The sequence below is a fragment of the Rubrilithobacter danxiaensis genome, assembly GCF_047272945.1.
Classification (GTDB): Bacteria; Bacteroidota; Bacteroidia; order Sphingobacteriales; family Sphingobacteriaceae; genus Rubrolithibacter; species Rubrolithibacter danxiaensis.
Genome location: NZ_JBKOPS010000008.1, coordinates 1 through 14,370, shown reverse-complemented (window position 1 = coordinate 14,370; position 14,370 = coordinate 1). Strand labels below are relative to the sequence as shown.

General features: G+C 35.4%; 16 protein-coding genes and 1 tRNA gene. 3 read left to right on the top strand and 14 right to left on the bottom strand.

The genetic code is table 11. The annotated features are described in order from the left end of the window. Positions 1 to 18: 18 nt before the first annotated feature. Complete coding sequence (locus tag ACLCDL_RS11650) at positions 19 to 1,311, bottom strand: 4Fe-4S dicluster domain-containing protein (protein ID WP_423148476.1); 1,293 nt, start codon at positions 1,309 to 1,311, stop codon at positions 19 to 21. A 155-nt stretch (positions 1,312 to 1,466) separates the two neighbouring features. Here ACLCDL_RS11650 and ACLCDL_RS11645 point away from each other — a divergent pair. Further along, positions 1,467 to 1,539, top strand: a tRNA-Phe gene (locus ACLCDL_RS11645). Positions 1,540 to 1,726: 187 nt separating this feature from the next. Here the strand turns inward: ACLCDL_RS11645 and ACLCDL_RS11640 are convergent. The 13 genes from ACLCDL_RS11640 to ACLCDL_RS11580 all read right to left on the bottom strand — a co-directional run bounded on the left by ACLCDL_RS11640 (position 1,727) and on the right by ACLCDL_RS11580 (position 11,726). Beyond that, on the bottom strand, positions 1,727 to 2,182 hold the full coding sequence (locus ACLCDL_RS11640; protein ID WP_423148475.1) for a JAB domain-containing protein: 456 nt from the start codon (positions 2,180 to 2,182) through the stop codon (positions 1,727 to 1,729). Between the two features lie 145 nt (positions 2,183 to 2,327). Further along, positions 2,328 to 3,260 carry a hypothetical protein gene (locus ACLCDL_RS11635; RefSeq protein WP_423148474.1) on the bottom strand — a complete coding sequence of 311 codons (933 nt, stop codon included), beginning with the start codon at positions 3,258 to 3,260 and terminating at the stop codon, positions 2,328 to 2,330. Positions 3,261 to 3,347: 87 nt separating this feature from the next. After that, positions 3,348 to 4,013: a hypothetical protein gene (locus tag ACLCDL_RS11630; RefSeq protein ID WP_423148473.1), complete on the bottom strand. Its 666-nt coding sequence runs from the start codon at positions 4,011 to 4,013 to the stop codon at positions 3,348 to 3,350. Continuing rightward, positions 4,010 to 4,738, bottom strand: coding sequence for a hypothetical protein (locus tag ACLCDL_RS11625; RefSeq protein WP_423148472.1), 729 nt, complete (start codon positions 4,736 to 4,738; stop codon positions 4,010 to 4,012). Before ACLCDL_RS11625 ends, ACLCDL_RS11630 begins: the two co-directional genes overlap by 4 nt. A 23-nt stretch (positions 4,739 to 4,761) precedes the next feature. Beyond that, on the bottom strand, positions 4,762 to 5,481 hold the full coding sequence (locus ACLCDL_RS11620; protein ID WP_423148471.1) for a hypothetical protein: 720 nt from the start codon (positions 5,479 to 5,481) through the stop codon (positions 4,762 to 4,764). Between the two features lie 2 nt (positions 5,482 to 5,483). Continuing rightward, positions 5,484 to 5,696, bottom strand: coding sequence for a hypothetical protein (locus ACLCDL_RS11615; RefSeq protein ID WP_423148470.1), 213 nt, complete (start codon positions 5,694 to 5,696; stop codon positions 5,484 to 5,486). Positions 5,697 to 6,816: 1,120 nt separating this feature from the next. Beyond that, the gene (locus ACLCDL_RS11610) at positions 6,817 to 7,416 is read right to left on the bottom strand and encodes a coiled-coil domain-containing protein (RefSeq protein ID WP_423148469.1); all 600 of its coding nucleotides are present in this window, start codon (positions 7,414 to 7,416) and stop codon (positions 6,817 to 6,819) included. Positions 7,417 to 7,710: 294 nt separating this feature from the next. After that, entirely contained in the window at positions 7,711 to 8,385 is a 675-nt protein-coding gene (locus ACLCDL_RS11605) for an FISUMP domain-containing protein (RefSeq protein WP_423148468.1), read from the bottom strand. A 39-nt stretch (positions 8,386 to 8,424) separates the two neighbouring features. After that, complete coding sequence (locus ACLCDL_RS11600; RefSeq protein ID WP_423148467.1) at positions 8,425 to 8,913, bottom strand: hypothetical protein; 489 nt, start codon at positions 8,911 to 8,913, stop codon at positions 8,425 to 8,427. Between the two features lie 296 nt (positions 8,914 to 9,209). Further along, a complete protein-coding gene (locus ACLCDL_RS11595) occupies positions 9,210 to 9,644 on the bottom strand; it encodes a hypothetical protein (RefSeq protein ID WP_423148466.1) in 435 nt (144 codons plus the stop codon). Positions 9,645 to 9,694: 50 nt separating this feature from the next. Further along, positions 9,695 to 10,006, bottom strand: a complete 312-nt coding sequence (locus tag ACLCDL_RS11590; RefSeq protein ID WP_423148465.1) for a hypothetical protein — start codon at positions 10,004 to 10,006, stop codon at positions 9,695 to 9,697. Positions 10,007 to 10,008: 2 nt separating this feature from the next. Beyond that, positions 10,009 to 10,494, bottom strand: coding sequence for a hypothetical protein (locus ACLCDL_RS11585; protein WP_423148464.1), 486 nt, complete (start codon positions 10,492 to 10,494; stop codon positions 10,009 to 10,011). 401 nt (positions 10,495 to 10,895) lie between these two features. After that, positions 10,896 to 11,726 carry an AbiJ-NTD4 domain-containing protein gene (locus ACLCDL_RS11580; protein ID WP_423148463.1) on the bottom strand — a complete coding sequence of 277 codons (831 nt, stop codon included), beginning with the start codon at positions 11,724 to 11,726 and terminating at the stop codon, positions 10,896 to 10,898. Between the two features lie 482 nt (positions 11,727 to 12,208). On the opposite strand from ACLCDL_RS11580, the gene ACLCDL_RS11575 reads away from it, so the two are divergent. Beyond that, the gene (locus ACLCDL_RS11575; RefSeq protein WP_423148462.1) at positions 12,209 to 12,541 is read left to right on the top strand and encodes a hypothetical protein; all 333 of its coding nucleotides are present in this window, start codon (positions 12,209 to 12,211) and stop codon (positions 12,539 to 12,541) included. 9 nt (positions 12,542 to 12,550) lie between these two features. Then, on the top strand, positions 12,551 to 13,885 hold the full coding sequence (locus tag ACLCDL_RS11570) for a hypothetical protein (protein WP_423148461.1): 1,335 nt from the start codon (positions 12,551 to 12,553) through the stop codon (positions 13,883 to 13,885). Positions 13,886 to 14,370: the final 485 nt, after the last annotated feature.

Below are 14,370 nucleotides of genomic sequence, written 5' to 3'. Positions count from 1 at the left end.
ATTGTTATTTGAATACTTTTATGCGTTATTAGCCCAGTTGAATCTCTCCATTGGAGAATATTTCCAGGGTGCTCCATTGTTTTCTATGTTTCCGAACATGTTGTTTAAACTGCCTGGCCCTTTCGATTCTTCCATAATGATATATCTTCTTAATTCTATAATGATTGAAAGTGGATCAATGTTAACCGGACAGGCTTTTAAACAAGCCATGCAGGAAGTACAGGCCCATATTTCTTCTCTTAAAATATAATCATCGAGTAAACTCTTTCCGTCAGAAAATTCTTTTCCGTGTTTATCAATGTTTTTTCCAACTTCATTTAATCTGTCACGGGTATCCATCATTATTTTGCGGGGAGAGAGCAGCTTTCCTGTTATGTTTGCCGGACATTCGGAGGTACATCTGCCGCATTCTGTACAGGTATAAGCTTCCATTAAGTTTTTCCAGGTAAGATCAGTAACATCTTTGGCGCCAAATTTTTGAAAAGTTGCAGGTTCGGGTATAAAAGAAGGATCAAGCATTGCTTTAACTTCATTGGTAACCGATGGCATATTATTAAATTCTGCCTTGGGCTGCAGTTTTGAATAGTAGGTGTTAGGGAAGGCTATCAAAATATGGAAATGTTTTGAGTATGGAAGATAGTTTAAAAATGCTAAAATGCCGATTATATGGAACCACCAGCAAAAACGCTCCATCAAGATCAGGGTATTTGGATTATCAGGAAGAAATATGCTCATAAAGGCGCTTACCGGAAATGTGCCTGCTTTTATATAATAGGCAGATTGCTGCAGCTTATAATCAGCTGCATTCATGGTAAGAAATGCAGCCATTAACAGAATTTCGGTTATAAGAATGATGTTTGCGTCACTGCGGGGCCAATTAGTGATTTCACGGGCATAAAAGCGTTTTAATTTCAGAATATTTCTTCTTGCTAAAAATACAATACAGGCAGCTAGTACCGCTATAGCCAGCCATTCAAATGCTGCGATCAGGAAGTTGTAAAATTGCCTCAAAGGGTGAGCAAATATCCGGTGGCTTCCTGATAGGCCGTCAATAATAATTTCAAGGACTTCAATATTTATTATAATAAAACCGGCATAAATTAAAAAGTGCATAATAGCCGGAATTGGTCTTGCCATCATCTTAGTTTGACCGAAAGCAACCTTTAGCATAATTAACCATCGTTCTGCAGGCCGGTCAGAACGGTTAGTCGGGAGCCCGAGGTTTATATTCCGGATAATTTTTCGGACATTATAAGTGAAGAAGACAATTGCAGCAATCAGAATTATAAGGAAGAGTATTTGTGCAAGCATATTTATTATCAACAGATTAGCAGGAATACAGGCGAATGTAAGTTATTTGCAACGATTACAATCTTAAAGAGAAGAGAAATTTTTTGTAAAAATGTTTTCATAAATGAAAAAAGAAGCTACATTTGCAGACCCAATTCCGATACCAATCGGAAGGCGGTACCATAGCTCAGTTGGTAGAGCAAAGGACTGAAAATCCTTGTGTCGCTGGTTCGATTCCAGCTGGTACCACCGCAAAGCTTCAGAGAAATCTGGAGCTTTTTTGTTTTATAGGTGCTCAATAGCCTTTTTTTATCTTAAAACCGACTGTGCTGGTTTAACAATATGTTTTAGTTACTAATTTAGTAAAGTATTAGGGCTTAGCAAAAATTAAGTTTATTTGAGGCAACTGCTGACGCATTTAGTGACGCACTTTTTCTTACAACAATCCCTCATCAGCAAAACTATAATAGCTTTCAGAAGTAATTATCAAGTGATCCAGTACCGATATATCTAATAGTTCTCCTCCAGCCTTCAACTTCCTTGTCAATTGTCTGTCTGCTTCACTTGGCTTTAGATTTCCAGATGGATGATTATGTACTAAGATAATTCCAGATGCAGCAGCTTTGATAGCTGAACAAAAGATGATTTTTGGATCTGCTATTGTCCCACTCATGCCTCCTGTACTAATTTCAATAAGTCCTAAAACTGCATTAGCTCGGTTCAGGAGCATTACTTTAAACTGTTCTACTAAGTCTAACGTTCCTAAATTCCAGTGCTCCTTAACCACTAAAAATGCGTCTTTTGATCCTGTGATTTTAGGTCTTTCAGAAGCTTTAACTTTTGATTTGTAAACTAGTTGCACTTCAGCAACTTCAATTTGATTTTGTACCATAATAGTTTGAATTAATATGGTACTCTCCCAGGCTAAGAGCAATCAAGTCCAAAAGGAAACGGAATAAATGGACATGTGAGGGTCAGATTGCGGAGTTTATGCCGTAGTCTTTTTGACGCTTCAGCAGCTCTTAGCCTACCTTTGTTTAATGATTAATGATAACTCCTCTCATTCTATTTTTGCTATCTTTAAAAATATCTACTATCGTAAGCAAGTATGCTGCTTTATCTCTGTTACTTCCTGCTAGCTTATAGAAATTAAACTGATCAAAGTTAAGGCCTGAGCCATATAAGTGAGCATACCAGATATCATACATCATTTGCTCACTTGATGATAAACATTCTCTCTTGCTCAATGTCTCATTACGTTCAATAACAATATCTTTTTCAAGATCAATTATCCACTCGTTTTCAAAAACCATCACTGGTGATGTAAAGATGAAGCTCCACAGATTTTTTAGAGCATTTATATATGTATAGGTTTTATATTTATCAATCAAACTGTTCTTTATTTCTTCAAGGGTTTCACGAAGGTTTAGGATTGAATAGAACAAGTAGTGCTGATCAATATACAACCGTCTAAAACAATCTTGCTCTCTTTGTAGTGGGCCAGCTGTCTCCTCATACACTCTATTAACAATCAAATTATTGTGAATTAGAAGGTTTCGGGTAGCTTTAATCTCTTGTAAATGTTCAAAATGCTTGAAGATATTTTGGTTTTGAATTGAGGTAATCTTAACAAAGTAATCGATAATCTCCTTAAGCCCTTTGTAAGAAACTTGCTGTAACCTGATTTCAATTGCTCTGTCCAGAGCATTACCTTCTATTAAGTCCTCTTTAGAGATTGATTCAGCCTTTGTATCAAGTTTTTGAGGTACATGACTTAGGAGAAATTTCAACGTATCTATTAAAGCAATTTCAAATGTTGAGACTGCAAGAACGAACAAGCCTTCAAGCAAAATCTTTTCCTCTATCTCAGACTTATGTTGACGAATCTCCTCTAATCTTGCCAAGGCTTGTTCAATTGGTGCTACGAGGTTATAAACCGTTAATAATACTGGCCGACGTTCAGATTTCATAATTATAAATTGCTATAAAGGTATTTAAAGGAGTTATTGATAAGAGGAAGCTTTAGACTTAAAGCTCAGAATAACCTTAATAATCATTTATTGTTCTTCCTTTTTCTGCTTAAGTACATTGGTTAAATTATTAATAGATTCTTGAATTTCCCCTAGAGCTTTTGTCAGTCCAGCATTTCTTAGATAATACTCCTGCTCATCACTGTACGGTCTCGCCTTGTTTCTATATGGCTCCAAACTAATTTCGAAATAAGATGTCCTATGTGATTTAGAACGTTTACCGATCTTATATTTTACTTTACCTGTGAAGATTAACTCTTGATTTAAGCTTTTGGCCTCTTCGAATGTCTTAACAGAACCTGCAACAATAACTCGATATGTTTCTCCTTTTAAAAAGGTATGAATAAGATTGAAGTTTATAATTTTATTATTAAAACCGATTAAAGGTTTAATCCATTCGATGGATACATCATACGCATTTCCACCACCTTTATTCATGATTAACAATTGAATAAGGCCACTTCTACTATCTAAGTCAAAGCCGACAATTAAGTCAGGTTCTAGTTCATCCTCTTGTTTCCAAATAATCTTTTGAGAACTCCATGTCGAAATTACAGCGGTGATAACAGCAAGCGAAGCTGCCATTGTACTACTGTCCTTATTAATATTTGCATTTACTAGGATATAAACTGATAATGCTAGTGCGATAACTGAAATAGTGTTTATCGCAAGTCGTCTAAACTTTGAGTTCATATTACTATCCAAGGATGAATTTTAGATGTTTCACTCTTAATATGCTCCCTGTCTTCTAGGTTTTTTAACTGAACGATTCCTTCAATCAAATACTCATATTGCGGTTCATTATCTGACGGTGCCCCTAGCCAGTAGCTTAAAATCAACTGCTCACTAGGACTCTGTTCATAATGTGCGATCCATTTTGAATCTGCTTTGTGTATTCTATGAATATACTTGACTTCTATTGGAGCTATTAAGAAGCTTGTAAAGGAATTAAACATATTTTGCAGCATTAATCTACCATCAAGATTATCCGCAGCTAAAAAGATCGCTGACAATCTACTTGCAGCATTGGGAGCGATTAACCGTCGTATTCGCTCAAACTCTACTTCCAATTGTGCAATCTTATGGTAACGATTTACTACATTATCAGGCAACCATTTTACAGGCACTTCCTCGCCTTGAGCAAGTTTATAACCGTTATTAGCAACTTTAGAATATTTTAATATAGCTAATCTAGGACTAGCGAAACCAATTGGTTCATATTCTAAATCTGTTACTAACTTCTTTAAATCGCTATTATATAGCGGGTATTCTTCCTTATAAGTAATCATATGATATAAAGAAGGGCTTACTAAGCCATTGGTTCGGATAAAGTTAACACATACCAGATGGTCTGATAAGTTAATAAAGTATGTTAAACCTTCTTTTGGAAGCAAGTCTTTGTCATTAGAGTACGTCACTAGAATTTTTCATTATATGGAAGTCAATCAACTGGTATATAAAAGTCTTTTAGTTCGGTATAGAGATGCTTGTCTATAATTGAGGGTTTAACCTCTCGAAAATGAAAGTCAAAATGCTTACTTTCAATTGTTAACAATGGCTCGTTCTTGCCTGTTATAAAAGGATATAACTTTATGCCTGCGTTAAGAATAAGAGGAATAGCATTTATAAATATGTGGGTATGTTCGTATCCTAACCGTTTAGCCTCTTTAATTATATCTTCATTGTTAAGATAATCATTAATTATACCTATAGTCTCAGTCTTCAGCCAAGATTCTTTTTTATGCATTCCAAGCATTAAATAAAGATCACCCCAGCTGACGAAATATTCTATCGTATCTGCACCTTCTTCACCTGCAACAAAGTCAATCAATAAGTAGGAATCTTTAATATCAACCGCATTGTGAGCTCTAAAGTGATAATTGTATATTCCTCTTATACCGTTTGCTATATTATGATGCCTCGCATTTCTTAAAGTGGCAATCAAAGCCAATTCAGGTATTATATCATAATTAAAAGCTTTATCTTCTTTCCTGATCGCGTCAAAAAGATGATGGAAAGAGTTTAATATAGAATTAAAACTAGTTTCAATGTTCCCTATAGCTTCACCGGGATCATCTCTTAGATAATTCAGCTTATAAGTACTTTCTATTTGAATTCTAAAAGCTTGACAAAGAAGTTCAAAAGAATTAGAAATCATCATTGTTAATCAAAAGAAGAATACGTACTGGATTTGTCAGGAATTACTAATATCGGGAAGCCTTGATAAAAAATCATAAATATTGCTTTGTTAGTAGGTTCATTACCAAAGTCAATGAATGTATATTGAAATACCAAAGGATTACTTCCCTTTAATTTTAATTTATCCAAGTCTCCCCTTAACTCTTTAAAAATTAAACCAAGATGGTCATCTTCCATGTTCTCAGTTTTAAGTTGGTCTGTAGTTACTGCTAATAGCTTGTTCCATTTAATATTGAATTCATAATAGAATAGGGCATATGCGATTTTACGTATTGTCCGGTCAAATCTGGGTCTATCAATTTGAATTGCAGAAGAGATCGTGTTTTTATAATTTACATTCTTCAAACTGTTTATAATTTTAGAGGATTCTCTTTTGTTCCTCTTTATGGATTTTAACGTCTTTTGAAGAAGTGATCTATAGCAGTTTGATTGTTTGTAATCAACATAGTGATAATATTCCTAGTATATTCATCATCAGAAGAACTGTCTTCATTATGCAATTGACAAGCAGGTACCGTAATGAGTTGATCTCTTAGTCCATTTGGGAAAAATCCTTTTGGTGGTGCATGATCGACAGAGGTTTTTTCCTGATCACACATGTAACAAGTAGCCATAAGTAATTATTGGTTTTTAAAGATAATACTTCTCTCCGACTTTCAACAAAAGTACATTCGCTCGTCGTCCCTGCGAGTGGAGAACAAGGTCTAAGCAGGGAAAGCACTGAAAGTGCGACTGCTTAGTATGCTTCACTAGGAACTGGCGGAACTATTGAAGCTAAAGGAAGTGTGATTGGTTAATCAATAGTTGTGACAGTTGTGAAGCCTTGTTCGACCAGCAGGCGAGCAAAATTGTGGAAAGCGGTTGGCTTATAAAGGAATGATACGAATGTGAATTTATTTATAAGACAAAGAGAGCTTTCATGGAGAAACGACTTTGCTAATGCAAAAAGGATGACAGATTGCAGAAGCGAGAGGTTAAGCCTGGACATTTTCTTGTGTGGTTGCTTAAGAGCATAGCCTTTTAAAGAAATATGTCCAAGCTGAGAGCGTCAGAGCAAGTGGAGTTTAATGTGTCTGAAAGACTCTTTAAACGAAACGCTATCTGGCAACCTTTATGCTGAGCATTCTAGTTTCGGAATTCCGCTCTTCCTGATGGGTTGTGCGGTTGGGATAGATTGCGGCACTAATTGAGGTAGAAAGCAGAAATTGACCTAAGCCTCAAAAGAGAAGACCAAACCGAGGCTTATCGCTCTCTAAGCCGCAATCAGAGCGGAAGGCGCGCGTTTGGGATGAATAAATTATTGTTTTGGCTTTCTCTTGTTAACTAAGCGTTTAATGCTACTGATAATCGTTTTTAACTCCTTATTTTCCTTTTCAAGCAATTCATACTTAATCCTCAGACTATCCAATTCTTCTTGAACAGAAACTGCAGAGGTATCAACCGGTGTAGAAACAGAATCGGAAGGTAAATTCATAGATTCAAATTCTATTTGAGAAAGTCTTTTAAGTCCGTCTACGATAGAGCTTATTTTTCCTATTCTAGAAAAAGAGGATTGCTGACCATTATGAGATGAAACAATAAATTTAATTTGATTCCAATTTATTCCTGAACTATCGCTAAAAGTTTTATAGGTTACATTAAGGTACTCTTTGAATTTTGATCCGTTAATATCGTTACGACTTGAGTCATAAATGATAAATTTCAAGTACTCGCTTCGAGAGTTTGGATCCTGAATAGGTTTATAATATCCAATTTTAACTACATAAGCAGGTGAACGTTTCCATACAAACTGTTCATCAACTGGACTGCTTTTGAATGTAAAGTCAGAAAAAATAGGGTAAAGCTCTGTTCTCTGTTTTTTTAATTGCTTTCGAGCAAATGTTATAAAGTCTTCCATTATTAATACCCTACAAAGAAAATAAACTTTCAGAAATTAGGATAGCCTTTAATCTACCATCTTTCATGTGTTAAATAGTCATGGCACTCCTATCAGTACCCTTACTAATGGTTAGCTTTTTAATAACTTGTTAAAGGAGGGACTGTGAGATCACGAAATTATATTTCCAATACAACTTTATTTCCTGAAATCCAGAACAGGGGAAACTTTATTGTATTTCAAATACAACAATTAAAGAACATAAAAGTAAAGGCACTAGTGAAAGTGCCCTTACCAATGTTAGCTTTTAAATAATTAGTTATCCTTTACAAATCGAATTGAACCTCTATCTCCTTGCTCTACAACGTAATCTGAAAAGTCTGCACCTGTTACGTATTCATCAGTACGAGTATCTTCCTGATCTGAATAAATGACAAAGCTTGCAGGTATTCCGGAATAATTTGGTTCTTGAAGATCATCAAAAGTTGAAGAGGTTAAGAATACTGCTGCTGTTCCTTTAGAAGAGTACTCACCTTGATAATTACCCGCTGGAAATGCATTAAAACCAAGAGCATCTGAGCCAATGTTATTGTCCCAACCTGATTTCGACATTAGCTTTTTAGCAATTGCTTCTGAACCATTATAAACTCCATGAGAGTTTCCACTGTTAGCTCCAGAAGCTTCTAAAAGCTTGTTGTAATCTTCCCATGTTGGCAATCTCCAACCCGCTGGAAGTACAATTGCTTTTGCTTCAGCAAGAGTGTAAAGCTTACCGTACTTACTGTCATTTGCACCTTCATCGTAATTCTTTCCACCTGCTCCATTGTAATTTACACTAGTCCAGGTTTGAGTTCCGATTTTAACAGTTGAGTAGGAAGATCCTCCGATTTCTACCGAGGTTGATTCATTTGGTTTTGCATCATCATTCGATTTTGAACATGCACCTAACAGCAGACTTGCTGATAGCAATACTAAGAAAACTTGTTTCATAATTGTAATTGAAATTGTTAATTGATATGTGAAATTGGATTAATTGGGTAGCTTACTTAAGTGACATTCTACTGCTCCCCACATTTCTGTACGTACTGGTTCATCAATGGCAGCAGTCGTATCCATCGTTGTATAAGTGGTTAAAACAACCCTAAGCTGTACATCATCCTCTAACTCAGATAAGGTTAGATGGAACTTCTCTTGTGAAGGCTTTTCAAATGAGGCAGAATAGTAATCAGAGCTTGTATTACTGTCTGAACTTTCTTCTTTAGCTAAAACATAAGTCTCTGTATCTTCAACATCTTTTGCTGTTGCAAACTTATCCGTGAAGGTTAATTGAAACTTCTTACCCTGAAGTTTAGATTGCAAGAACTTACTGATCTTATCGTTGTACTTTTCACCACCCATGTTGCCAGGAGAATCAGTTTCAACTTTGTAAATAAGGTAAGTGCCATCTTTACTGACGGTTGAGCAACCTGTAACGAGAAACAGGAGTAAAAGGGGAATCGAGATTAAATTCTTTTTCATTGAGCGTTAACGCCCTTGCAATCCCTCAAAGGCAGGTTAATAAACACAATAAGCGTGGAACTGAAACTTATCTGCGTCTTAGAGGCTCGGGAAAGCCCACACAACAACAAACAAGCCAGCCCACGCTTACTGCGTAGGCGTTTGACTCATCTGCCCTTGTTGTGTTTGAAATTTCCCGATTTCTAAGACAAGGCTCGATAGCTAACGCTTATATCTTAATATGTAATTCTAATTTACTTTCTAACTCTATTCGTCTGTTTGATTAAAGATGCAAATTAAAGCATTTCCTGTATCTCTCATATAGAATCCGGCTTAAGAATAGAAATTAATTTAGCAGATTGACACTTCATTACCCGATTGTAGTATTCCCGATAGTTATCGAACTTTCGTTCTTTAATCTTGTCCGATAAGCAGAGTCTATCAAACTTCTCAAGAATTTGGCTTTTAAATGGACTGTTGTAAAAGGCATAGTGAATCTGGTATTTGTCCAGATAGTCACATTCCAAGTGCCAGTAGAAAGAAGGAGAAACAAAGTCGTGCATACTGATCTGTGCAGTTGGGTCATCTTTCTTCCTGTTAAACTCAAAGACTGTCCTCGCTGCTTCATCCGGTAATGTTGCGATCATCTTCTTTACCGACTTTAGTAAAGCATGATAAAAGTTCTCGATAGTTTCATTTGTTTGATGGTAGTACTTCGCGTACTTTGCTGCATGAATGTGGTTTTTCATCATTTCTTTATAAGCTAAAACTGTTAAGTAAATAGGTAGATATAGGGTGAAGACTAGCCTTTAAGAGAGCATTGAATGAGGTCTGCTACTAACCAATCTGCTTTCCACCAGAAGCCAAGGAAGCTGTAAACTGCAAAGTCATCGGAGTAGTTCGCTTCTTTATCGTAGTGTAAACCTTGCTCTTTAACAAATTGGAGGAATTCATCCATTTCAAGGATATGTAAGAATCGGACAGAGGCTAATTGTTCATCTTCTTTATAAGAATCATTCGGTAAGTCTTCTTTGAACTGCTCAATACCTCCCGGATACTTAAAAGCCAATACCATCTTAGGTATTATAAAGCTGTAGAATTCAAATAGGATCATAGCTAATTGTCTAATTTCTCCTGGACATCAATTGAAATGAAGTCATTCATTCCGTTAGCAAGACGATTGATAAAGAAGCTTTGAATGTTGGTAGGGTTGTTAATTCGGACGCAGTCTTCAATATTGTACTTGGTTGCATCAAAGGAGGTGTGTTTGAACAAATGTCGAAGTGCTCTATTGTACAATCTCGCTCCAAATCGGGTTAACGCTTCCTCGTCATAGGAGAAGTACAACATTCGATAACCCGCTCGATTTGTTGTTAAAATGATGTTCCAAAAGAAGCAAATGAACTCCTCGACCAGATTCGTGTTTCTGTCACTTTTTGCATGTTGAATCTTGATGTAGGTTCTGTATTTCATGCTTTCAAAAGGAGATAATAGGGTCTTGATTGATTGAGTAATAAGTCTGTAGGCTTTGTCAACCTCAGCGTTACGAACTTTTAAATCTTGCGCCAGTTGCAGGTCTTGATCTTGTGTTTTTACAGTCATTGCATTAAGTTTTAATGTGATTTGAATTGGAGAGAGATACTGAAAGAGACTTCTTACAGCAGTTGGCTTGTAAAGAATGTGGTTGAAATGGCAGCTTTTCTTTTTAAAAGCAAATGAGTTTTAGGAATTCAGGCATTAATCATAGAGAGATTATGTCAGGAATTATGGGTTGTGATATAAGGAGGTTTTTGAGGTGGGTAGCCGTCTCTTTAAGGTAAAGTCTCAGGTAATAATCTGTTTCCAATCGAGACGATGGCCGGGGTTGATTTCGTACTTACTTAGTCGGTTAAAGCTTAGAAGTGATTCTATACATACTTTGCTTGCTTATTCAGTATAAGGGAGGGATGGGTTCAGAGAGAGGGAGTAGAATTTTTATATATTTCAATACAGTGACAAGCTTTCTATTGTAACTCTATTTTTGCTTTTAAATAATTTATAAATGCGGTACAAGACACAAGCATAAATTTTGCATCTTCGAAAGTTATTTCTATATCATCTTCTAACATTGAATGACGAATTCCACCTGTGTCACTTGCATAACCATATATAGCATTGAACGCAGTTTTAAGAGATCCGTGAATATTATACTTTTTTTCAATTACAGCCAGTGCCTTTCCTAGCGTTGCTTTATCGTCACCTGTTACAATCTTACATAATGATTCAACCGCTGATATTGATTCTTTGATAGAGTTGCGATAATCAGGACTATCGCGATCTGAAAGAAACTCTAAAGAACAACTTAAGTGTGTAGACACAGATTTGTATCTGTCGGAATTTGTGATAGCTTCTTCAATTGAATCTAGCTCTTCTTGTTCAGTAATAGGAACAATAATATGGTCAAGTATTCTATAACCAGAAAGTTCTCTTTTTAAAGCAGAGTTGCACTCTTTATCAAAGTCAAGGTTATAAGATGATCCTAAATAAGAAAGAAATTCAATGAAATCGTACTTCTCAAACCATTCAGAATTATTAAAGTACCAATACATTAGATTTTCTAAAAAATCTTTAGATCCAGCAAAGTGGTCAGTTCGTTTATTAAAATACTCAATCCAAATAAACTTGCATACTTCATAATGTTCTGAAGTTGTCGAATTATAAGTCGATTTGCTAAACTGAGAAAAAAAGTTGTTGAGAATAACGTTCCATAACCTAATTTCCAATTGTTGATCAATCGATTCAATTTGTATTACTGATTTTATAGCTTTTTTTCCTATTCTTTCTGAGAAACGCATGTTTAAAAGTAGATTTTTACTTTTAAATAAGCAAAAGAGGTGCTTTTACCCAAAATGAGACAAAAAGGTGGATTAGCAGTAAAAGGAGTAAAACGGGTGTTTTAGTTAAATTGATTCAGCAACTTCTATCGATTCCATTTAAAAGCTGATGCTTTTAAAGAATAGATACCAACAGAACGCAAAAATCCCTTACCGCACCAGGTAAGGGATTACTCAAGTTATATGATAGACCTTCTAATGAAGTGATTGTTTTCACCCTTCTTTTGCAAGTTGTGTGCCAACAACATTAGCTTAAAGGTCTGTACTGAATGTATATGTGTGGAGGGGATATTATCCTGTTAAAATAAATGCACTTCAAATACTCTTAATTTTAATATTTTTATAGGATGAATTGGGATGCAATTAGCGGTTCTTGCGCTTTGATTGGTATCGGTTACTACCTATATCAGTTCCACTTCATACCTAGAGTTGAATTGAGAGAAATGAAAGTAAATTTACTTGCACACTTTAAATTGTCACAACGCTTAATTAATAACCTTATTGATCAGCTCGAGAATTATACATTTTCAAACCAATCTGTCGTATATTACTCTGCAGGAGTGACATTTGAATCGTATATTGCATATTTAAAGGATCTGAGGTCCAGAGAGCTTACCGATGATTTGTACAATAAGCTATTATCAATGAATCAGCTTTCAAAAGAAAATATCTCTTCTATGCTAACAGCTTTAGACAACCAAATTCTAAGCTTCAACCAATCGATAGCCTATTTTAATACTACATTCAACTACATTCCTAACCTAGAGAGGGAATAAAATTCCTCAATGGATGAATTCTTCAATACTAGAGAAATTGCCATCATTGTATGGTCTCTAATTGCTTTCGTTGCAACACTCTTTTCTAAATCAATGCGTAAATCGTATAGCGGATTGATAAACACTTTCTTTTCGACTCAGATAATCGTTGTATATGCGCTAATGCTGATGTATATAGGTGCAGTTATAATGTTCCTGATGTATATCAATTTTTGGAATAACAGCCTTTTAAAGGATACAATTAAGTGGGTGTTATTTGCAGCTTCTGTCACTCTCTTCCAGATAAACAAAAACTCTAAGAATAGGAACTTCTACACCCAAACGGTAAAACAAATATTCAAACTAACATTAATCGTCGAGTTCCTTACAGACCTGTATACTTTTAGTTTGATTAATGAACTATTGCTAGTACCAACAATTGTTCTGACAGGTGGAATAATGGCGTTTTCAGAAAAGAAAGAAGAACATAAACAAGTTTATTCACTGATTAGAAAAGCTTCGATAGCTTTTGGTACTTTAATCTTTAGTCGTACTATTTATATGACGTTTTCTCATTATGATATATTACTAACTACTTCAACCTTGCAAAGCTTCCTGCTCTCACCTATACTGACGTTAAGTCTATTACCCTTTATATATCTTCTTTCTATATACATGGCGTTTGAGGTGAACTTTACAACGATGAAGTATACATCGTTAGATAAAGATTTTGTAAATTATGCTAAAAGGCAAGCAATAAGACACTGGCTATTTGATAAAGAAGGTTTAGAACGATGGCAAAGACAATTGCGAATAATCACACCAGAGACCAAAAAGGCAATAGTTGAAAGTATATATGAGGTTAAAAAACGGCAGAAGAAAGAACGTAATCCTCCTGTTGTATCAATTGACGATGGGTGGTCACCCCATGCTGCGAATAAATTTTTAAATCCACCCTTACAAACCGGATTCTACGAGCCTGCGTTTTTTGACGATACCTGGAATGCGTTCTCCCACCTATTTTATGTAGGAGATAAATGGTTGTCAAATACAGTAGATTATCAAATATCAGGAAGCAGTACTACGGCCTATTCATTAGTACTGAAATTAACAGTCTTCACTCCAGAGTATGAACAATCCTTGTGCTTATACTATATAGAATTGGTTACACAATTGTTCAATGCTGCTTTAAACACCTCTGTTCCTCCTAATTTGTTAACAGCCGTGATTGAAGGTAAGAAATTTAAAAGCACGTTCCAAGGGCACAGGGTTTCATTCAAAAAAAACTATTGGGGAAATAGCTACAATAGCTATAACCTAATACTGTGCATTGAACATAAGGCAAAACCCCATTCCTGTTTTTAAGTACTAAAAACACTTGTCCTTCTCTGGTCAAGCCTTCTCAGTTACCTTATACGCGTAGAAACAGCATAGTAAGTACTTGCAGAAGTATGTGCAATTGACAAGAAAGTCTTATGAGTTGATATTTGTTATAGTAAGATGATTACAGGAAAGACTTCAATTCAATGCAAGTAAGTTGGAGTGATAGTTCGGCGTCGTTTAGGCGAAGCATTAATTGTCGTTTTATTCAATTTTACAAAATCAGACATTAGATCCAAAGGGAATTCCGATGCAAAATTTGCATTGTTTTAACCCCGATCTTTATAGTGAGATGATAGTAAAAGAAACAATAGGAATACAATTACAAGCATGCAGAACAAAGTAAGCTTTAAAGAAATAGACAAATTAGGTGAAGTAGTCACGACTTAATCTGACAGTTACGATAAAACGAGTAACTTCAAATCAGATTAAACAATGACAACACAAGAAAAAATCATCAAGAACAAGCT

Bases quoted from the DNA above. Each gene is read 5' to 3' on its own strand.
- ACLCDL_RS11650 (WP_423148476.1), bottom strand. From the start codon at position 1,311: ATGCTTGCACAAATACTCTTCCTTATAATTCTGATTGCTGCAATTGTC.
- ACLCDL_RS11640 (WP_423148475.1), bottom strand. From the start codon at position 2,182: ATGGTACAAAATCAAATTGAAGTTGCTGAAGTGCAACTAGTTTACAAA.
- ACLCDL_RS11635 (WP_423148474.1), bottom strand. From the start codon at position 3,260: ATGAAATCTGAACGTCGGCCAGTATTATTAACGGTTTATAACCTCGTA.
- ACLCDL_RS11630 (WP_423148473.1), bottom strand. From the start codon at position 4,013: ATGAACTCAAAGTTTAGACGACTTGCGATAAACACTATTTCAGTTATC.
- ACLCDL_RS11620 (WP_423148471.1), bottom strand. From the start codon at position 5,481: ATGATGATTTCTAATTCTTTTGAACTTCTTTGTCAAGCTTTTAGAATT.
- ACLCDL_RS11615 (WP_423148470.1), bottom strand. From the start codon at position 5,696: ATGGAAGATGACCATCTTGGTTTAATTTTTAAAGAGTTAAGGGGAGAC.
- ACLCDL_RS11610 (WP_423148469.1), bottom strand. From the start codon at position 7,416: ATGGAAGACTTTATAACATTTGCTCGAAAGCAATTAAAAAAACAGAGA.
- ACLCDL_RS11605 (WP_423148468.1), bottom strand. From the start codon at position 8,385: ATGAAACAAGTTTTCTTAGTATTGCTATCAGCAAGTCTGCTGTTAGGT.
- ACLCDL_RS11600 (WP_423148467.1), bottom strand. From the start codon at position 8,913: ATGAAAAAGAATTTAATCTCGATTCCCCTTTTACTCCTGTTTCTCGTT.
- ACLCDL_RS11595 (WP_423148466.1), bottom strand. From the start codon at position 9,644: ATGATGAAAAACCACATTCATGCAGCAAAGTACGCGAAGTACTACCAT.
- ACLCDL_RS11590 (WP_423148465.1), bottom strand. From the start codon at position 10,006: ATGATCCTATTTGAATTCTACAGCTTTATAATACCTAAGATGGTATTG.
- ACLCDL_RS11585 (WP_423148464.1), bottom strand. From the start codon at position 10,494: ATGACTGTAAAAACACAAGATCAAGACCTGCAACTGGCGCAAGATTTA.
- ACLCDL_RS11580 (WP_423148463.1), bottom strand. From the start codon at position 11,726: ATGCGTTTCTCAGAAAGAATAGGAAAAAAAGCTATAAAATCAGTAATA.
- ACLCDL_RS11575 (WP_423148462.1), top strand. From the start codon at position 12,209: ATGAAAGTAAATTTACTTGCACACTTTAAATTGTCACAACGCTTAATT.
- ACLCDL_RS11570 (WP_423148461.1), top strand. From the start codon at position 12,551: ATGGATGAATTCTTCAATACTAGAGAAATTGCCATCATTGTATGGTCT.